At 66.7% G+C, this 18,323-nt stretch carries 18 protein-coding genes and 1 pseudogene; 9 read left to right on the top strand and 10 right to left on the bottom strand.

The window, feature by feature from the left end; translation table 11 throughout:
• Positions 1-84 precede the first annotated feature (84 nt).
• Together AB0L59_RS01700 and AB0L59_RS01695 are read left to right on the top strand one after the other, a co-directional pair.
• Positions 85-1,401, top strand: coding sequence for a DNA cytosine methyltransferase (locus tag AB0L59_RS01700; RefSeq protein WP_365578096.1), 1,317 nt, complete (start codon positions 85-87; stop codon positions 1,399-1,401).
• A complete protein-coding gene (locus tag AB0L59_RS01695) occupies positions 1,398-2,285 on the top strand; it encodes a very short patch repair endonuclease (protein ID WP_365578094.1) in 888 nt (295 codons plus the stop codon). Before AB0L59_RS01700 ends, AB0L59_RS01695 begins: the two co-directional genes overlap by 4 nt.
• Before the next feature lie 268 nt (positions 2,286-2,553).
• Here the strand turns inward: AB0L59_RS01695 and AB0L59_RS01690 are convergent, their stop codons facing one another.
• The 4 genes from AB0L59_RS01690 to AB0L59_RS01675 all read right to left on the bottom strand — a co-directional run bounded on the left by AB0L59_RS01690 (position 2,554) and on the right by AB0L59_RS01675 (position 4,622).
• On the bottom strand, positions 2,554-2,856 hold the full coding sequence (locus AB0L59_RS01690) for a hypothetical protein (RefSeq protein WP_116129677.1): 303 nt from the start codon (positions 2,854-2,856) through the stop codon (positions 2,554-2,556).
• Positions 2,853-3,596: a GntR family transcriptional regulator gene (locus tag AB0L59_RS01685; RefSeq protein WP_365578092.1), complete on the bottom strand. Its 744-nt coding sequence runs from the start codon at positions 3,594-3,596 to the stop codon at positions 2,853-2,855. The genes AB0L59_RS01690 and AB0L59_RS01685 overlap by 4 nt, the downstream gene beginning before the upstream one ends.
• On the bottom strand, positions 3,593-3,817 hold the full coding sequence (locus AB0L59_RS01680) for a hypothetical protein (RefSeq protein WP_365578090.1): 225 nt from the start codon (positions 3,815-3,817) through the stop codon (positions 3,593-3,595). Before AB0L59_RS01680 ends, AB0L59_RS01685 begins: the two co-directional genes overlap by 4 nt.
• Positions 3,818-4,343: 526 nt before the next feature.
• On the bottom strand, positions 4,344-4,622 hold the full coding sequence (locus AB0L59_RS01675) for a hypothetical protein (RefSeq protein WP_365578088.1): 279 nt from the start codon (positions 4,620-4,622) through the stop codon (positions 4,344-4,346).
• Positions 4,623-4,701: 79 nt separating this feature from the next.
• On the opposite strand from AB0L59_RS01675, the gene AB0L59_RS01670 reads away from it, so the two are divergent.
• Positions 4,702-5,457, top strand: coding sequence for a GntR family transcriptional regulator (locus tag AB0L59_RS01670; protein WP_365578086.1), 756 nt, complete (start codon positions 4,702-4,704; stop codon positions 5,455-5,457).
• Positions 5,458-6,183: 726 nt separating this feature from the next.
• On the opposite strand, the gene AB0L59_RS01665 is transcribed toward AB0L59_RS01670, so the two are convergent.
• A complete protein-coding gene (locus tag AB0L59_RS01665) occupies positions 6,184-6,423 on the bottom strand; it encodes a hypothetical protein (RefSeq protein WP_365578084.1) in 240 nt (79 codons plus the stop codon).
• Between the two features lie 42 nt (positions 6,424-6,465).
• Here AB0L59_RS01665 and AB0L59_RS01660 point away from each other — a divergent pair, with 42 nt between their 5' ends.
• From AB0L59_RS01660 to AB0L59_RS01650, 3 genes are read left to right on the top strand one after another with little or no spacing between them, the layout of a single operon-like run.
• On the top strand, positions 6,466-7,416 hold the full coding sequence (locus AB0L59_RS01660; protein ID WP_365578082.1) for an AAA family ATPase: 951 nt from the start codon (positions 6,466-6,468) through the stop codon (positions 7,414-7,416).
• Positions 7,413-7,616: a helix-turn-helix domain-containing protein gene (locus tag AB0L59_RS01655; RefSeq protein WP_365578080.1), complete on the top strand. Its 204-nt coding sequence runs from the start codon at positions 7,413-7,415 to the stop codon at positions 7,614-7,616. Before AB0L59_RS01660 ends, AB0L59_RS01655 begins: the two co-directional genes overlap by 4 nt.
• The gene (locus AB0L59_RS01650; protein WP_365578078.1) at positions 7,616-9,016 is read left to right on the top strand and encodes a site-specific integrase; all 1,401 of its coding nucleotides are present in this window, start codon (positions 7,616-7,618) and stop codon (positions 9,014-9,016) included. The genes AB0L59_RS01655 and AB0L59_RS01650 overlap by 1 nt, the downstream gene beginning before the upstream one ends.
• Here AB0L59_RS01650 and AB0L59_RS01645 read toward each other — a convergent pair.
• From AB0L59_RS01645 to AB0L59_RS01635, 3 genes are read right to left on the bottom strand one after another with little or no spacing between them, the layout of a single operon-like run.
• Positions 8,925-9,476, bottom strand: a complete 552-nt coding sequence (locus AB0L59_RS01645; RefSeq protein WP_365578076.1) for a bifunctional DNA primase/polymerase — start codon at positions 9,474-9,476, stop codon at positions 8,925-8,927. The genes AB0L59_RS01650 and AB0L59_RS01645 overlap by 92 nt on opposite strands.
• Positions 9,397-9,621 (bottom strand): hypothetical protein, encoded by a 225-nt coding sequence (locus AB0L59_RS01640; RefSeq protein ID WP_365579460.1) that lies wholly within the window; start codon positions 9,619-9,621, stop codon positions 9,397-9,399. Before AB0L59_RS01640 ends, AB0L59_RS01645 begins: the two co-directional genes overlap by 80 nt.
• The gene (locus AB0L59_RS01635) at positions 9,555-10,508 is read right to left on the bottom strand and encodes a helix-turn-helix transcriptional regulator (protein WP_365578074.1); all 954 of its coding nucleotides are present in this window, start codon (positions 10,506-10,508) and stop codon (positions 9,555-9,557) included. Before AB0L59_RS01635 ends, AB0L59_RS01640 begins: the two co-directional genes overlap by 67 nt.
• A 429-nt stretch (positions 10,509-10,937) precedes the next feature.
• On the opposite strand from AB0L59_RS01635, the gene AB0L59_RS01630 reads away from it, so the two are divergent.
• Entirely contained in the window at positions 10,938-11,393 is a 456-nt protein-coding gene (locus tag AB0L59_RS01630; RefSeq protein ID WP_365578072.1) for a hypothetical protein, read from the top strand.
• Between the two features lie 120 nt (positions 11,394-11,513).
• Here the strand turns inward: AB0L59_RS01630 and AB0L59_RS01625 are convergent, their stop codons facing one another.
• Positions 11,514-12,437 carry a Ku protein gene (locus AB0L59_RS01625; RefSeq protein ID WP_365578070.1) on the bottom strand — a complete coding sequence of 308 codons (924 nt, stop codon included), beginning with the start codon at positions 12,435-12,437 and terminating at the stop codon, positions 11,514-11,516.
• Positions 12,438-13,416: 979 nt separating this feature from the next.
• Here AB0L59_RS01625 and AB0L59_RS01620 point away from each other — a divergent pair.
• Positions 13,417-14,559: a hypothetical protein gene (locus AB0L59_RS01620; protein WP_365578068.1), complete on the top strand. Its 1,143-nt coding sequence runs from the start codon at positions 13,417-13,419 to the stop codon at positions 14,557-14,559.
• Between the two features lie 441 nt (positions 14,560-15,000).
• Here the strand turns inward: AB0L59_RS01620 and AB0L59_RS01615 are convergent, their stop codons facing one another.
• Entirely contained in the window at positions 15,001-16,599 is a 1,599-nt protein-coding gene (locus AB0L59_RS01615; RefSeq protein WP_365578066.1) for a hypothetical protein, read from the bottom strand.
• A 211-nt stretch (positions 16,600-16,810) separates the two neighbouring features.
• Between AB0L59_RS01615 and AB0L59_RS01610 the strand changes: the two are divergent.
• Positions 16,811-18,045 (top strand): annotated as a pseudogene (locus AB0L59_RS01610) (IS701 family transposase).
• Positions 18,046-18,323 lie beyond the last annotated feature (278 nt).

Below are 18,323 nucleotides of genomic sequence, written 5' to 3'. Positions count from 1 at the left end.
CCTTAGCCGGTGACAACGGGGCGCGTGGGGTGCGTCTTCCTTGAAACGACACCGTGATCACAAACTCCGCGGTACGCTTCTCACATGCCTGAACTGCGAGAAGAGCACCTAGAGGTGGGGACCTGTGTCGAGCTGTTCGCCGGCGGCGGGGGCCTCGCGATGGCTGTGCACGCCGCAGGCTTCCGTCCGCTTCTGGTGAATGAGCTGGCCCCGCGGGCGTGCCAGTCCCTGAGGGACAACCCGCCGGACCCCAAGGAGCCGGAGAAGCTGTGGCCGCTCGTCCCCGGTGATGTGAGCAACATCAGCTTCACCGACCACGTCACCGAAGATGTCGACGTCCTCGCGGGCGGACCGCCGTGCCAGCCCTTCAGCCTGGGCGGCGTCCACAAGGGCACAGAGGACAAGCGGAACATGTTCCCGGAGATGTTCCGCGCCATTCGGGAGATGAGACCCAAGGCGGTCATCTGCGAGAACGTTCGCGGTCTTCTCCGGCCGTCTTTCAGGCCTTATTTCAACTACATCCTGAATGAATTGACCCTTCCCTTCGTGGAGCGCGACAAGAGCGCCACATGGGAAGACCACAACGACGTCCTTGAGAAGCTGATTGCCAACGAATCGGTTGATCGTTCCGAGCGATACGTCGTCAAGGAGATGGCGGTCAACGCCGCTGACTACGGCGTACCTCAGATTCGGAACCGGGTAATCATCGTCGCGTTCCGCGCCGACCTCGGCGTCAACTGGGGCGAGTTCATGCCCAAGGAGACACACTCCGAGGAGTCACTGATCCACTCCATGCGCGAGGGCGGACCGTACTGGACGGAGCGACACAAGCACGTGCCCTCCGACGTCCGCAAGCGCGTCATCGCCAACCTTCCGAAACTCGACTACGAGAACAAGAAGACCCAAGCAAAGCTGGAACTGAAGCCGTGGCGCACCCTACGTGACGCCATCGCGGGAATCGACGAGAACGAGGGCAAACCCCTTCCGTACGTCACGGAAGAAGCCGTCGAGAAGAAGCATGAAGTGGGCGACATCCCCGATCACATCGGATGGCCCGGAGCCCGCATGTACACGGGCCACACCCCGAACGTGCTGGACCGACCCGCGAAGACCGTGAAGGCAGGTGTGCACGGCGTGCCGGGCGGTGAATCCGTCATGCAGCTCGACAACCCCAACTTCGTCAACGCCGGTGGCGGAGCCGGATACCGGTACATGACCGTGCGTGAGACCGCCCGGGTCATGACGTTCCCAGACCGTTGGATCCTCGATGGGCCACGGGGAGAGAAGATGCGACAGCTGGGGAACGCCGTACCCGTCAAGCTCGGGACGGTCTTCGCGAAGGCCGTCGCTGATGCTCTCAAGTCAGTTGGGGCACTGGAGGACCCGGAGAAGCGGAAGTGACCGAAACCGCAGACGGTCGGCATAGCCGTTGGAAGGATCGGATGCCTCCCGATCGAGCGTGGAAGCCTAAAGCGGGGGTCAGCAGGGAGGCCCGCGCGGCCGAGCAGGACCGGGCCGCCGGCGGCCGTCTCGCGCGTGCCGTGGACCTCGGCGAGGGCCGATACGCGCGCGCGTCCATCGCGCTGCGCCTATACCGCAGCACCCGCCGTGTCCGCGCCTACCTGCGATGGTCACAAGAGGGCCAGACCCAGGAACGGTACGTCGGCGAAGTGGACGCCGCGACTCGCGCCGCCAACCTCGCGCAGGCCTGGAAGATGGCCCACGCCGCCGGCTACGTGACGACCGAGACCCTTCCCCCTGGCTCGTGGGCGTCCTCTCCCGCCTCCCGCGCGGTCATGTCCGCTAACAAGGGGCGGGACACGAAGCCCGAGAGGCTGTTGCGGTCCGCGCTCCACAGGCGCGGACTGCGCTACCGCGTGGGCGTCAGGCCGATACCCGACCTGCGCCGAACCGCCGACGTGGTGTTCACCCGGGCTCGCGTCGCCGTCTTCGTCGATGGCTGTTACTGGCATGGCTGCCCGAAACACCACCGGCCCGCCAAGAAGGGCGCGGAGTTCTGGCAGGACAAGATCGCCGGGAACCAGGCCCGCGACGCCGAGACCAACGAGGCGCTGAGCGACGCCGGTTGGCTGGTCATCCGCGTATGGGAACACGAAGACCCGGAACAAGCAGCCCAAAAGGTAGTTAAGGTAGTCATGTCGCGACAGAACACGAGCGCTGCGGTGGTCTCCGCGTTACAGGTTGGGCGAGAAGGCCGTCGCCCAACCTCGTCCCCTGAATCTGAGCGCGGCGCCGAAGTCCGGCGCTGGCGCGAGCAGGACTGACCAGCGTCTAGCGACCGCCGCTACGGAAGACCACGGATCCCGACAGCGGTTCGTGGACTATTCGTGGACGAGTGATGGCCAACCGCTCGTCAAGAAGTTCGTGACCTGACCAAACGCTCAAGACCGAGGCGGCCTCCGGAGCCGTTGCGGGGTTCGGGCGTCACGCATAGGGACGGGGAGAGGGGCCCGGGCTCGTATCCGGGTACCTCTCCCCGCCGGGGTGGAACGGAAGGTCGCCGTCGGGAGGCGCTAAACGCAGCCGCCCGCCTCAGGAGCGATGCGGGTCGCTTGCCCCCAGGAGGTGACCGCGGCTGGTCGCGACGCGCAGCACGTCCCGCAACGCCCCGGTCAGTTCCTTCGCCAAACGTCGCAGGTCCTCCGGGTCGGCGTCCTGGTCGTCGAGGTTGTCCGAGGCATGCTCCAGCAAGTCGGCCGCCGTTCCCAGTTGCACCGCTTCGATGTTGTCCGCCAGGCGGGACATGTAGCCGCCCGTGTCGTCGGTGTTCAGGTAGCAGGGTTTGCCCTCCGGCCCCGACCACGGGAGGAGGCGCAGTTCGTTCGGTGCCGTCATCCTTGCGTCTGCCTCTCATCGGTCATGTGATGGGTGGTGAAGACCGCGTCGACGCGATCCCCCGGGAACGCCAGAAGGGCGGCCTCGACGACTCGCCCGGCGGTGTCGGTCGCGACGCGCGTGATCGCGAGGACTGCCTTGGAGGAGCCGGTCCGGAGGGCCGATGCTTCGTCCGGTGTTGGTGGGCGGGCACATACCGTCTCCCGGACGGTTGCCGGCGGCGAGCCCAGAACGGCAAGCCGTATGGCGGTCTCCTGCCAGGAGGGTTCGCCGTTCAGCACTCCGGCCGGGACCATGTCGCGCGGGATGTAGATGCGGGCCAGTCCGTGCGGTGACTCTCCCTCGTGGCTGATGCAGAAGAATTCGGCGAGGGGGCTGCCCGTCGGCACCTTCAGCAATGTCGTCAGGTGCCCGTCTGCCTGGACCGTCGTGGTGCGCACGGTGACGCGCAGAGCTGCTTCAGCAGCGGTCCACGGGTCCAACGTCCCCCATCCGCCGACGTACACGATCTTGCGGAGTGGGCGGCGGACGAAGTTACCTTTGCCGTGGATCTTCTCGACGAGGCCTTCGCCCTGGAGGACCGCGAGGGCGCTGCGCAGTGTCACCGTGCTGACCTTGTATCGGTCGGCGAGGCAGGCCTCGGACGGTAGGCGTTCGTCGGGTTTGATGCGGCCGGTTGTGATCTGGTGCCGGAGATCTTCGGCGATGTCGTGGTGGCGTGATGACACAGACCGGGTCACCGCCTTCTCACCACGCGAACGGCTGTGAGCCGGGATCGCGCGTGTATGGTCAGCAGCTCACCCGACTCGAAGAGGAGTTGCTTGGCGCCTTGAGGGAGTTGGAAGAGGTCTGTCACCCGGCAGGCCCAGCCGCCGAGTTGGATGACGTCGCCACGCTGCACGGTGGTCGCGGTGACCTCGATGGTGGACACCAGCGCACCGCCGGGTGCCCAGCCGCTCACCGCTCCACCTCCACGAGCGTGGACCGGTCGGACGCCGAGTGGCAGAGGCAGGCGCACGTCTCGTAGACAACGGGTAGGTCAATCGGTGCGGAGACTGGCGAGGACTCCGCACAAGCAAGGTGCGTGCCGATGCGGCAGGCGGTCGACCGGTACGGGACGGCCGAGGCGTCGGTGACGTGAAGCTGTCGGCGAGGAGGCATCAGCAGACCCCCGCCAGAGCCGACCAGGCTTCAGCCGGCAGGTGGGAAGCGACGACCACGGGGCGCGGCCGTACTCGTTCCTCCCAAGCCAGCACGTACGGGCGGACGAGTGCGTTGCCCTCCCCCGCGAGCGGGTGTCGGTGGTTCGCAGTTTCGGAAGCCCGGCTCAGGATGACCGTCGACGCGTCAGCAGACGTCGCCGAGAAGGCAGGGGTGACTGTCGGCCGGGAGGGCATTAAGGGGCGGCGGTGCCTGCCCATGGGGAAGTACCGCGCTCTGGTGAGTGAGGCGGCACGGCGGATACGGTTGAGCACGCTGCTCAGCTCCTATCGCTGATGGCGCGGTCCCCCGACATCGCCCGTCGTGGGGACCGCCTTGCGTACGACCGCCCAGAGAGTGCGGCCGTTCAGGCTGGTGGCGACGAGCCCGAACCTGTCGGCCTCGGCCACCACTTCCAGGACCTCCCGCCATAAGTCGGCAGAGAGCGATTCCGGTACCTCCGCTTCGACCGACGCGTACCCGTCGTGCTCCTCCACGCGCGCGACGAGCCCGACCGCGGACAGCCGGGCAGCGATGCCTGCCGCGAGAACTCCCGAAGCGGGCACAGGGCAGCCTCCGTCAACCGGCAATCACGTTCAGTAAAGCTAGTTAACTAGATTAGAGCTAGTGGACTAGATTTTCCATATGCCTGAGCAGCCGCCCTATCTCCGCATCGCCGACGAACTCCGGCGGCGGATCGCGGAGCACATGTGGGAGCCCGGGGACCGTCTGCCGTCCCGCGCCCAGATCGGCCAGGAGTGCGGGGTGGGCGAGAACGTGGTCCGCCGGGCACAGGAGCTGCTGATCTCCCAGGGTGTGTTGGAAGGCCGCGCCGGTTCAGGCACGTACGTCGCCGAGCCACGGCAGCGGGTGCGGGTGGTCCGTTCGGCCGCACGTGAGCGGCCCGACGGGTCGCCGTTCCGGGCGGACATGAAGGCCGTGGGCAGGCAAGCAGATTGGGAGAGCCGGACTGAGGCCAAGGTGCCGGCCCCGGCAGACATCGCGGCACGGCTCGGCATCTCCGAGGGCGACCTCTGCGTCCGGACGACGTACGAGTTCCTTGCTGACGGCAGGCCGATGCAGCTCTCTACGAGCTGGGAGCCGTACGACCTCACCGCCGGCACTCTCGTCGTTCTCCCCGAGGGAGGACCACACGCCGGGGCTGGTGTCGTGAACCGCATGGCCGCGATCGGCATCACCGTCAGCCACGCCGTGGAGCAGCCCGAGCCGAGGCAGGCGACCGCCGAGGAGGCGGCACTCCTGGGCATCCAGAAGGCCGCCCTCGTCACGCACATCCGGCGGACGTACTACAGCGACCAGGGGCGGCCCGTGGAGACGGCGGACATCATCGTGCCCGCCGCTCACTGCGAGATCGTCTATGAGATCCCGATCAACCCTTAGCTGAGACAGCCGAGACCTCGGTCATTGCGCCCACGCTAGGTAGCGTGGAGAACATGACCGATGCCGCCCGCCATGCGAACACCTGTGGCCTATGCGATCAACCGCTCGACGGGGATCATTCCCACGAGAAGGAGACTCTCGGAACCCGAGTCGAGTACGAGGTAGTCGAAGTTCGCGGCGTGCTGGCTGATTCGGTTGCGGTCCATGACCCGAATGACAAGCATCCGCTGCCCACTCGGGTCCTCGCTACCAACCTGGGTGTTGACGCCGGTTCGCTACTCGGCCTTCATTACACGTGCCTCGTTTCCCGTGATCCGTACGGAGCTACTCGATCTGACTACCGCCTTTGGTGCAGTGGCAGCTTGCCGCCGGCGGCTCAGCCGAGAGTCTGACGCTGAGCGGTGCGGCGATCGCCTCGCCAACACGAGTCGAATGCGTGTCGAAGCTTGCAGTTGAGAGGGATCCGATCGGACGTTTGAGCAGATCAGCGACCACGTGGCCTGTCAAGCACCAGGCGCCTTCTAAGCGCTTGGCCGCAGGTTCGAGTCCTGCCGGGGGCGCAAGTCTCCGCCCTCCCGCTAGGGAGGGCTTTTTGCTGGTCAGGGTGGGTGTAGGTGCACGCAAAGAGCGCCGGACCCGCCCCCGGTGATCGCGGGGAGGGTCCAGCGCTGTCCGGCTGTCACCGGGTGGCTGCGGTGAATACGCGGAGAAGTTCTCCGGCGGTCGTCAGCCGGTCTCGGGCAGGTCGGGGAGATCACCTCGCGCCAGAATCCACTGTTTGAGGTCCCCTAGCTGCCCGGAGATGCATCGGGCGTAGATGGCCAGCAGCACGGGCACGCTGTTGCCCGCCCACTCGGCTACCTGCGCCGGCGGGATGCCGTCGTTGAGCCAGTTGGTGAGGCAGGTGTGCCGCAGGTCGTACACCCGCCTGCCGAGTGGTGAGGCGAATTCCTCCGGAGAGAGCACTTCGGCGCGAGCGGTCCGCCATGCCCGCCGGATGCGCCCAAGGTGGGCAAGTCGTGGCTGTCCCTCGGTCTGGCCCTCGCGGTCGCGGCCGGCGGCCACGCCTTCGACTCCGTCCCCGTCCAGGGCGGCCCGGTGCTCTACCTCGCCCTGGAGGACACCCCGCGCCGTCTCCAGACCCGTATGGGCAAGATCCTGGGCGGGCAGGCGGCCCCGGCCGGGCTGACCCTGGTCACCGAATGCCCGCCCTTCCCGCAGGGCGGCAGCGACGCCATCGCTGGATGGCTGGAGCGCAACCCGGACGCCCGCATGGTCGTCATCGACGTGTTCGCCAAGATGCGCGGTCCCGCGCCGCAGGGCGTATCCGCCTACGACGCGGACTATGTCGCCGTCGGCTACGCCAAGCGGATCGCCGACCACTACGGCATCGCCGTTGTCCTCGTCCACCACGTCCGTAAGGCAGGCTCGGACGACTTCCTGACCGAGGTGTCCGGCACGAACGGCATCGCCGGAGCCGCCGACGCCACGCTCGTGCTCAAACGGGCCCGCGGGCAGGCAGACGGCATCCTCCACGTCACCGGACGCGACGTCGACGAAGCCGAGTACGCCCTCAGCTTCCAAGCCGCCTCCGGCGTCTGGCAGATGCTCGACGGACCCGTCACGGACCACACCATCGGCGACACCCGCGCGGCCATCCTCCGCCACGTCCGCGCGCACCCCGGTGCACGCCCGCGGGACATCGTCGCCGCGCTGCCGCAGCTCGATGCCGAGAATGTCCGCCGGACCTGCTCGCGCATGGCCGCGGACGGACAGCTGACCAAGGACGCCGGCGGCCGGTACTACCCGGACACCGAGACCCGGACACAGGGAACGCCGGAGGTGTCCCAGCTGTCCGACTGTCCCGGCACCCCACCTGACCTGCATGAACAGGTGGGACAGCCTCAATCCGGACTGTCCCAGCTGTCCGACTTGAACGGCGAAGGGAGCGCGCCTTGACGACGTCCGTGCCCAGGCCGCGGGACGAAAAGCTCACGCTCGCGGAGGTCTGCAAGGACCTGAAGATCTCGCGCTCCACCTTCTACGACTGGCGCGCGAAGGGGCGCGCCCCTCGGTGCATCAAGCTGCCCAACGGCGACATCCGGATCCGGCGCAGCGACTACGAACACTGGCTGGATGACCGGGAGGACGCCGCCTGATGGACGGCACGACCTACAACGTCAAGATCTGGAAGACGGCGGTCTACAAGGGCAAGCGCAAGACCACCCACACCGTCCGATGGGAGTTGGACGGCAAGGAGTGGCGAGCGCCGTTCGACACGAAGGCACTGGCGGACGCTTTCCGCTCCGAGCTGGTCAGCGCCACGCGCCGTGGTGAGGCATTCAGCCTCACCACGGGGCGCCCCGTCTCGCATCAGTCCGGGGCGAGCGCCGTGAACTGGTACGACTTCGCCGTCCAGTTTGCAGATGCTCAATGGCACCGCACCGGCGGGAACAACCGCAAGAACACGTCGAAAGCCCTCATGACAGCCACCGTTGCTCTGCTGCGGACACCGCCGACGGTGTTCCGGCCGGTCGACGTGCGCACGGCACTGCGGGAGTACGCGTTCAACACGCGGCGCCGGCAGGACGCCCCACCCGAGGTGGTCACCATCCTGAAGTGGGTGGAGCGCAACACCCTGACCATGGCGGCATGGGAGGACCCCGCCAAGGTTGACGAGGTACTTCGGGTCGTCGGCTCGAAGTTGGACGGCGCGCGCGCCGCGGCAAGCTCCGTCAAGCGCAACCGGCGGATCCTGAACGTGGCCATGGAGTACGCCGTCAAGCACCGGATCCTGCGAGCGAATCCCCTGCCGAAGGGTAGGGGGGCGGCACCCAATACGTCGTCCGCGGTCGACAAGAGGTCCCTTCTCAACCCGGAGCAGGCGGCGCGCCTGCTGGGGTGGGTGCGTCGGCGTTCCCGCGGCGGCAAGCGGCTGCATGCCTTCTTCGCCACGATGTACTACGCCGGGCCGCGTCCGGAGGAGATTGTGGCGATGAACGTTGCGGACGTCCGCCTGCCCGCCGAGGACGCAGAAGACCAGTGGTGTGAGCTGTTGTTCCATACAGCTCAACCGGAGGTCGGGAAGAACTGGACGGATGACGGTGGGATCCACGAAGAGCGCGGGCTCAAGGGACGCGCTTCGGACGACACGCGCGTCGTACCGGGGCATCCGTCGCTGACGCGGATCCTGCGCGAGCACATCAAGGCCGAGGGCCTGAAGCCGGGAGATCTGCTGTTCCAGGGTGAGAAGGGCGGCATGCTCGCTGGTTCGGGTCCGGCGAGCAGGTTGACGCCCTCGGCGAGGATGCCGGGCACCGCCCACCTCGGCTCCGGGAAGTCCGCGGCCATGAGCTGGTCCGCGGTCCACGCCGTGCGCGGCCGCTCCCGCTTAAGCGGGGCCTGGGGGGCTGTCTGCGGGTCGGTAGGCACGGAGTACAGGTGCAGCGGGGGAATCGGGCTGGTGGTCATGCCGCGACCTGCCGGGGGCGGTTGGCTCCGGCCCGCAGACCGGAAGCGATGGTGCGGCGTGCCTCGCGCTCGCCCTGGCCGACGCTGAGCGCTGCATCGGTGAGCTTCTCGGTCACCTCGTTGGCGTCCAGCTCTCCCCCGGCGACCAGCTGTCCGAGGGCCACGGAGGCGTGGTAGAGCGCGTTGTTGTGCTCGTGCGGGCCGGAGCCGGTGACGCGGGCCAACTCGCCGTTGAGCGCGGCGGTCAGGAACTTGACGCGCCGGTCGCGGGTGGTCAGCGGGACCGTGACCGGTCGCTGCGGCGGCAGCGGCGCCGGACGCAGCAGCGTGGCGAGCCAGCCGGGCAGCGGCGCCACGGGGGCGTCGTGAACGGTGGTGTAGGGGCGTCCGGCCGCGGTGCTGCCCGCGGCGACGACGTAGCCGCCTGCCGCGCGGGTGTCGACCTTCCAGCCGAGCCCGTTGCCTTTGTCACCCGCCGTGTTGCGCAGCGGCTCGCCGTTGGTGGGGGCGGTGAAGTACAGGTGCAGGCCGCCGCGGCCGGTGCGCACGGTGTGGGTGGCGCATGGCGCAGGGGAAGGGCTGGCCGTGGCGCTCGCACAGCACTGCGAGCACGGACGCGCCGTCGGTCACGCCGGGCAGGGCCCATGCGGCGGGCGGGGTGTCGTCGGGGGTCTTGGGGGTGTCGAGGTCGATGACGACCAGCCGTGAGGGGCCGGTGGCGATACCGACGTTGTAGGCGCGGCACGGTTCAGCAGTGCCGTCGCGGTGGAGCGGTCCTGATGTCGGGCCGCCGCGACGGCGGCCCGCAGGTGGATCATTCCGAGCAAGCTGAGCGCCGCCGGATCGTGTTGGGTCACCTGAGACGACAGCCACGCTGCGGCCGTGTTGCCCAGCTCCAAGGCGTCGTCATAGCGCCCGTTGGCGAGCAGGGCATGGGTGCCGGACCGTGCGGCAGACGCCAGTACGAGCGGGTCGTCCGACTCGTCAGCGGCCCGCATCGCGCGTTCGGCAGCGAGCCATGAGATGTCTGACTCGCCGATCTTGGCGAGCGTCGTGGCCGCGAGGTGATGCGTGCGCGCCGACACCGCCCAGCAGTCGCTACCTTCCTCTCCGCGGCGCGCTGCTCGCTCCTCCAACTCCTGAGCCGTCTGCAGCAGGGCTGGGAGGGCAGAGATGACGCTGCCGAGCCGGCCGCCCTGATAGTCGTTCCATGCCTGCTCCACGCGCACGGCGACAGGCGCGGGCGTCGGGAGCTGAGCCTCAGCATCCGGGCCGAACAGCAGACGGGACAACCGTCGCGGGCTCATGAGGGCGTCGCGCACAGAAGGGACGTCGTCCTGGTGCCGCTCGTCCTCCATGAGAATGAACTGCCCGAGCAAGTCCCCGAGAGGTACGCGAAGGATGCGCGACAGCTCGGCGAGCATGTCGATACGAGGTGGCTTCCGGCGTCCCGTCTCGATCTTCGCAAGCCAGTCAGTGCTGCGTCCGACGAGGCCGGCCAACACCTCTTGCGTGTAGCCACGACGCTTCCGGATAGAACGCGATGCGCTCACCGATGCTGAGGTGATCTCCAAGACCACGCATGGCCTGTTGCCTCCTGCTCGTAGGGGCCAGCTTCACCGTACCGAGTTGACCGACGCTGAGGCAGACAGCCTCACCCCCCGCCGATTCGAGCATGCAGGCACCAACGGACGAAGGCCCGGACGAAGTGTCCGGGTTCAGGGTTTGGCCCCGCACAAGGGCGCTGCGCAACCTGCCCCTGCACGACTCCGCGCAGACAAGGTCTGGCTGGACACCGTCCAGCTTGCACTCGACCTGCTGCCGCCCTCAGCCGCCGAAAAAGTCAAAAGAGATCGAGGCTAGTAAATAGCCTAAAGAGGGTCATGGACAAAACAGCACAATGGCGGCGACCGTGAGCGATCGATTGCCTCAACGATTGCACTCGCCACAACGTTGACGCGAACAAGGCAGGGTGATAGCTTCACCCTTGATCATTTAGGGGAGGAAGCATGAAAAGAAAGATTGTCGCCATTCTGGCGTCGGTAGCGGCGGTTATCGGATTCAGCATTCTCAGTGCCCCTGCGGCCAGCGCCGCCGGATACGGGTGTTCCGGCAACCAGATCGATTCCTATTCGGTCAAAACAAGCGGCGGATCGCAATATGCAACCATCTATCTGTACTACGACTCCAGCACTGGGAAGAATTGCGCTGTAACCGTCTCTACCTCCGCTGGCGGCTACGGAAGCTCAAAGCCAATGGGTGCATGGCTTTACGTTTGCACCCAGACGTCGCCTAGTGGCACATGTTCTACCACGACGACTCAAGGTGATAGCGGCAATTACGCGTACTACGCTGGGCCGGTTTCGGTCTACGCTGCTGGCCATTGCATCCTCGTTGACGGCTCGGACCAGTGGAACGGCGTGACTGCTTATGGCAGCTCAGGGGGCGCCTCCCACTGCGGCTGATTAAAGTCGGATACGGAGGGGCTTTGAGCAGCACCAAGTGCGAAGCCCCTCCGCCTGCCCTACCAACGGCCGACTGTCGTCGGCTGGGGTTCAGGCCTGGTTCCGCACGCCTGCCGCCCCTCAGGCACTCTTCGGTTTGCGGCCCGTCGTCTTCTTCGCGGCTGTCTTCTTTGCCGTGGCTTTTTTGGCCGGCTGCTTCTTCGCGGTGGCTTTCTTCGTCGGTCTGGGCAGTTCGTGCACCTCAGCCGGACCGGCGTCCTCCCCCCGGGACGCTCTGGCCTTCGACACCGACTCCTGCAGCGCGGCCATCAGGTCCAGCACCACGGCGGGCTCCTCCGGCTCCGGGGCCTCGGGCAGTGGCCTCTCCTCGCGCTTGGCCTCGATGATCCGGGCGATCGCCTCGGTGTAGCGGTCCTTGAACTCCTCGCCTTCGAGTTTGTCGACGGTCATGGCGTCCATGAGAGCGAGCGCACCGTCGATTTCCCCCTCGGACACCTCGGCGGGTGCCGGCAGCAGCTCGGCGGGGTCGCGGATCTCGTCGGGCCAGCGCATGGCGTGCAGGACCAGGACGTCGTCACGGACCCGCAGCAGGCCGAGCCTCTCCCTGCCCGACCACGCGTACTTCGCGACGGCGACCTTCGCGGAACGGCCGAGTGCCTCGACGAGCAACTTGTAGGGCTTGGCCGCGACCTGGCCGGCGGGCTGGAGGTAATAGCCCTCGGCGATGCGGATCGGGTCGATGGACTGCAGCGGCACGAACGCGTCGATCTCGATCGCCTTCGCCGTGGGCAGCGGCAAATTGCTCAGGTCCTCGTCCGTGATCGGGATGACCTGCGTCTTGGTCAGCTCGTACCCCTTCCCGATCTCGTCCTGCGGGACCTCACGGTCCTCCAGCTCGCACACCTTGCGGTAGCGGACCCGGCCCTGATCGGCCAGGTGGTACTGGTGGAAGCGGATGCTGTGGTCCTCGGTGGCGCTGACCACGTTGATGGGCACGGTGACCAGGCCGAACGAGACGGCACCGGACCAAATGGTTCGGGGCATGGGCGACCTCCGCAGTAGCCCCGAGCACCACCAGCCTACGAACGGCACACCAGGCCTGCATCGCATCGCGGCCGGTCCAGCTGGGCCTGAGGGCCGCCCTAGCGGCGAAACGCATGCCGGACGGCCCTTGGGTTCTGCCCCGTGGCGCGCACCAGTGCGGCGGCGCGACGGATCCCCTAGGCCTGTCCGGTCGGCCTGATCCTGACGCGGCTTATCTCCAGGGCCGACGCCCGTCCGGCTCCTGACCTTCACGCCTGACATCAACCACTCCGAACTGCGGCTTTTGACGGTGGTCCGGCATACGAGCGCGAGCGCCAAGGCGTGAGCGCTGCGCCTAGGCCCCGCGCCCCGCGCTGGATCAGCAATGGGTCGCGCTCCGGCACCGCTAGCCCTACTGTGGGATAAGGCTTTAGTCATCTGTCACGGTAGGCGTCACCATGACGAATTTGCCCGGCCGGAGCGTGAAGCCAGTTGGCGCAGGAGTGCGCGAAGCCGGAAATTTCATGGATGTAATTATGAACCCGACACCACGAATGGTAAGGGTATATTTCTGGACCCTCGGCGTTACATTGCTGTCTACTGTGGCCGTCTGCTGGCCGTTAATAACTGGATCCGGAGAGCACATTGGTCCAGCCAAAACTTTCGGAGGCGTCGAGTTCCTCCTTGCAGGGATTGTCATCATGTTTGGCGGAGTGACTGACCTCCTTTGCAGCAACCGTAGCGAGCACCCTCGTGCACAAATTCTCGTTGTTCTCTGCAGTGTTCTATCCAGTTTTCTTGGTCTCAGTTTCAGCGCTCGGCTGGCGGCTATCAAAGGCCCGCCGCCCGGTCCGTACATTCTTTTCGCTGTGGTCGTCTTCATCTTCACTATCACTTGTGGAACGATCGCTGTATGGCTTGGCGGGGAGGGTGGATGAATTATGGAGGTCTTGGTCGCATTTGCGAAGGAGAAGTGACAGAAGCCAATACCGTGGCCCCTTTGGATCTTCCCGAAGTTGTCGACGGGCTGGGTGGTCGTTCACCTGATGTGGAGTCTGTTCCCAGCGGATCTAAGCCCGAGAAAATGTCAGCTCGCAAGTGCCCGGAGCGTGAGCCTGTAGCGATTCACTCTGAGAACGGAGAGATTAGGCCCCTAAACGTCGTGATGAGTCCCAAGTCACCGGTCGCACAAGCGTACGCAAGGCGAGCGTGCGAGGCCGAGGCTTCTACAGCGCCTGTGATGTCTGACGGATTTCGTGTGCTCCCGAAGTGGGATCTGGTGCACTTCGGAGGAAAGACGATCGCTGACCTGGTTTTCGTCAACCGCTATGTAGGCGGGGAGGGAGCATGGGACAGGAGGGATATACAAAATATCGATGCTGCACTTGCAGCCGCCATGTCGGACAGTAGGCTGCAATCGGTGATTGCCCAGTACTACCCCAGCCCGATCACATCCAGGATGCTGGAGCCGTCCCGGGTGGTGCCGGGTTACGTGCCCCCTAGGTTCTTCAAGGATGACGCGGAGGAGCTGGCCAGTAGACTATTCCTGGGAGGGGACCTCGACGAAAGCGATCCCGAGCAGAGCGTCATAAACCTCATGCTTCCGCGTGGCGTCGTCCTCGTCGACGGCTTCTCGCCTTCCTTCCGACCTCCGCCTGGCATGGAAGAGGAAAATGGTCGCCGGAGGCGCGCGCTCATTAAAGTCGATGACGATGAGAGCGATTCAACGCACGGACTGGGCGGCTACCACGGATCGGTGCACGTGAACCGGAACGGCCAGGACGTCACCGTCTACTATGCGGTCGGGGTTTTCTCGGAAGGAGACAACGGAATAGCGGTGTTCGACGGGGCAAACGGTGCCTGGCAGAATGTGGTCGCTACCTTTTATCACGAGCTCAATGAAGCGCGGACCGACCCCGACGTAGAAGACGCCATCCGACTGAACGATGTGTCGAAGATCGGGTGGTATTCCCCCGGAGGCAATGGTGAGATCGGTGATCTCCCCATCAAGGAGGTCGAGTCCGCACCGCGCCCCGACATCGGACGTGTCTTCACGACGGTGCCACTCGAGCAAGGGAGCGGTGGGGTTCCGATCCAGCTTATGTGGTCGAACAAGGCGCACGCTCCAGCGCTGTCGCTGTAAGTCCGACGGTAGTGACGGCAACAGCGACGGACGACAGCGGCACTCGGCACCCTAGCGCGGTTCTAACAAAGTGCCGACGGCGCGGCATTCCAAGGCTTGCCCGCATCTTCTAAGCGCCTGTCCCGCCGGGTGCGGCACCAGAGGGGCTGCGCATCGAAGCACGGATCCCACAACACAGACACCCGGTCCGGTTGCAGCTTCCGACACACGATCTACGCATTCACTCCGGAGTCATGGGTGATCGACCTCAACAGCGGCGGTATCGCACTGCCGTGGCTGCGCACATGGCACAAGCCCGGCCGACCCGGACGACCGCCGATCGACTAGGTCGCGTACACGCCCGAGCGTGTGCTCGCCATGGCGCAAGCGCTGCTGAACATCGCGAAAGCCCAAAACCCGATATGACGGACCGCTGAGCGTGACAGGGTCGGAGCGGGTCGCTCATGTGCCTCTGGCGTCGTTTTTCGGCCGCAGGCCCGGCTCGCGGACCATCGCGGTGATCTCGGCGGCGGCACGCTCAGCACGGCCTGGGCGGCGCAGCCGTCGCTCCAGCGGCGGGAAGCCGACACTGCCGACGGGGACGTCGTCGACATCGGCGCGGCAACGGGCGATCAGCTCACCTTCGGGGGTGTAGACAGCGCCGATGACATCCGCCCACGGGAGGTGGGCAGTACGCCACAGGCCGCGAACGTGCAGTCCATCGGAGTCGGCGGTGATCCGCCAGATCATCATCCGGAGGCAGACGCTCACCCAGTACAAACCACCTACCGACCAGAAGGGCAGCTGCCACCACGTAAGGGAACCCCTGAAGAGCGGCCCCAGCAGCATGATGGCCACGACGATCAACGCCGCTCCGACGAAGCGCGCCACCGGACCTGCCTGCCACCGGACCGGTCCAGTAGCAGGGGTCATCGCGGTGAGGGCGTCTTGGACGCGGGCCTCAGCGGCCCGGCGGTGTGCGGCCGTGCGTGCTGTGCCGGGACGGTATACCCCGGGCTTGCCCGTGCCGTCGGGCGAACCGCGCCGTATCGGAGACGCGGTCCCCTCGACGAGCCACTGCCCGGACTCCGTTGCGCTCGCCAGAATCAACTCACCGCCCTCGCGAGGTGCACCGTAGAGCAGGGCTTGGCGCAGTGCCGTGCGGGTGCGGGTGTGGGGCTCGTAGCTCAGCACCGGGCGCAGGGTGGCGGTGTCGTCGGCGGCGAATATCTCCGTACGCCCCTGATCGTGACGGGTCAGGACCCGCAGTACCGGGACCGGGGCGCGGTGCAGCGCCACCGCCCGGCGGCGGGAGAGCAGGCCCGAGCCGAGCACGGTGACACCGAGCCCGGCAAGGACGAGTGCCAGCGCCTGGCGGCCGGTGCGGTCGCCGTAGGGCTCAGTGGCGAGCCTCATCCAATCGCCGTGCATCAGCACCGGCACGCTACTGCCGACCCGATAGCTGCCCTGCGCGTCGAACCTGTGTCGTGCGTTATCGGAGAGGCGGACGGTGACGGTGTAGTCGTCAGTGTTGTAGGCCACCACTCGGGCGTTCTCCGACATCGCCGTATGGGCCAGACGGTCGTCTGACCGGTCGTCCACGACGACGGACGTGATCAGGGCACCGGCCACCGTGCACAGGATCGCCCCAGCAACGCCGCGGACCAAGCCCCGACGCCAAGGGCGGACGTCGTCCGTCGCCGGGGCAGGCACCGTGATGCCGCCAGCCGCGTCGAGCACGAGCGAGCGTTGGCGGCCGCGCGCCCGCAGCCGCGCCACGACGGCCGCCCAGCCCCAACACAGCGCCGCCACAACGACGGCGTCCGCGATCTTCTCGGCCGGCCCACCCAACCAAATATCGGGATTGCTCATCCAGATCAGCAGCAACGGGGCGGACACGAGCGCCAGTTCCGGTAGCACAAACAGCCACACCAGGTGCGGCAGGAAGAGCATCGATCCGGCCGCATCAAGCCAGTCCGCCCCACAAGGCGCTGCCACCGTGCACATCGGGTCAGGCGAGAACATCACCGCCGCCATGACCACGGCCACCAGCAGCACCACAGCCGGCCCCACCGGCCGCGCCCACGCGGGTACCCGGACGTCCGCCCACCGCCTGGCATCGGCGGACACCCAGGGGCGAGCGGGGACATCCGCATACGGCACTGAACTCGTCATCACCCGCGCATTATGAGTCACGGCTGTGTGCCCCCCTGCGCCTAGTAGTGCTTCGTTACGTCGGGTGATCTCGCCTGGTGTTGGGCATCTTCTTGGCATGAGGTTGGGGGAAGTGGAACGACTCCGGGGTGAGTTATCGGAGTTCGTTGCCGATGTGTTCGCTTCGGTGCCGCGGCGGGATCAGCGGCGGTGGGGCGAGTGTTATCTGCGGGGCCTGATGCTCGACGGCCGGCGCAAGTCGGTCCAGCCGATGGCCGAGCGGCTGCCGGACGGCAACATGCAGGCCCTGCAGCAGTTCGTGAACCAGTCGCCGTGGGATCCGCTGCCGGTACGGCGGCGGATCGCCGAGCGGCTCCCGAGGTGATCACTGCCGAGGTGTGGGTGATCGACGACGTGTCGTTCCCCAAGTGCGGCAAGGCGTCGGCCGGGGTGGCCCGCCAGTACTGCGGGGCGGTCGGGAAACGGGCGAACTGCCAGGTCGCGGTCAGTGTCCATGCCGCCACCGACACCGCCTCGTGCCCGTTGGAGTGGCAGTTGTATCTGCCGCGTGAGTGGACGGACGAGCCGGACCGATGCCGCAGGGCAAAAGTCCCCGACGACGTGGTGCACCAGGAGAAGTGGCGTCTCGCGCTCGGTCTGCTGGACACACTCGCCGAGTGGCAGTTGAAGGCGCCGGTCGTGGTCGCCGACGCCGGCTACGGCGTCAGCACCCCGTTCCGGCTCGGTCTCCAGGAACGAGGACTGTCCTATGTCCTGGCACTGAACGGGAAGGAAGTCGCCCACCCGGAGGACGTCGACCCGCACCAGCCGGCTTACGGCGGGCTCGGACCACCTACCCTGCCCCGCTACCGCAACCCACCGCGAGCCGTCTGCGTCCTCGCAGCGGAGGCGGGTGCGGAGCGGTTCACCGAGGTGACCTGGAGGCAGGGCAGCAGAGGCGCGATGACCTCACGGTTCGCGGTGCTGACAGTGCGGCCTGCGGGCAAGCAGTCGCTGGCCGCAGCTCAGGAGGCGGGCGGCGGCCGCAACCGTTGGGACGGCGTCCTGCCCGTCCAGACACTCCTCGTCGAATGGCCGGACGGCCATGACACTCCGACGGACTACTGGATATCGAACCTGCCCGCCGCCACCCCAGTCGCTGACCTGGTGCGGTGGGCGAAGATGCGCTGGCGGATCGAGCACGACTACCGCGAGCTCAAGCATGGCCTCGGGCTGGACCACTTCGAGGGCCGCACCTGGCGCGGCTGGCACCACCACGTCACCCTCGTCACCGCCGCCCAGGCCTTCCTCACTCTCCGGCGGCTCGACCCAAAAGTCCGCACACCGGCCTGACTCTCTACCAGGTCCTCGACGTTCTTCAGGACCTGCTGAGGTGCTGGACCGGTACCTGCACCACCTGCGGACGCCCCCTGCCTCGCCCTCGGAGCAGCCGCAGACAGCCCACAACCTAACGAAGCACTATTAGGGCCACCCCGAGTAGTACGCCCGGTGGCGAGCGCCGATCGTTGCTGCCGTGGGCCAAGGCTCTGCACATCGAAGCACGGATCCCACACCCCGGACCCCCGTCGGGTCGTCTCACCCGACGATGTCAGACACGGCTCCGTTTTGCA

Source organism: Streptomyces sp. NPDC052109 (assembly GCF_040680195.1).
Classification (GTDB): Bacteria; Actinomycetota; Actinomycetes; order Streptomycetales; family Streptomycetaceae; genus Streptomyces.
The sequence above is the reverse complement of the archived record's forward strand: the minus strand, read 5'-3'. Positions and strand labels throughout refer to the sequence as shown.

Bases quoted from the DNA above. Each gene is read 5' to 3' on its own strand.
- AB0L59_RS01630 (WP_365578072.1), top strand. From the start codon at position 10,938: ATGAAAAGAAAGATTGTCGCCATTCTGGCGTCGGTAGCGGCGGTTATC.
- AB0L59_RS01670 (WP_365578086.1), top strand. From the start codon at position 4,702: ATGCCTGAGCAGCCGCCCTATCTCCGCATCGCCGACGAACTCCGGCGG.
- AB0L59_RS01625 (WP_365578070.1), bottom strand. From the start codon at position 12,437: ATGCCCCGAACCATTTGGTCCGGTGCCGTCTCGTTCGGCCTGGTCACC.
- AB0L59_RS01700 (WP_365578096.1), top strand. From the start codon at position 85: ATGCCTGAACTGCGAGAAGAGCACCTAGAGGTGGGGACCTGTGTCGAG.
- AB0L59_RS01650 (WP_365578078.1), top strand. From the start codon at position 7,616: ATGGACGGCACGACCTACAACGTCAAGATCTGGAAGACGGCGGTCTAC.
- AB0L59_RS01690 (WP_116129677.1), bottom strand. From the start codon at position 2,856: ATGACGGCACCGAACGAACTGCGCCTCCTCCCGTGGTCGGGGCCGGAG.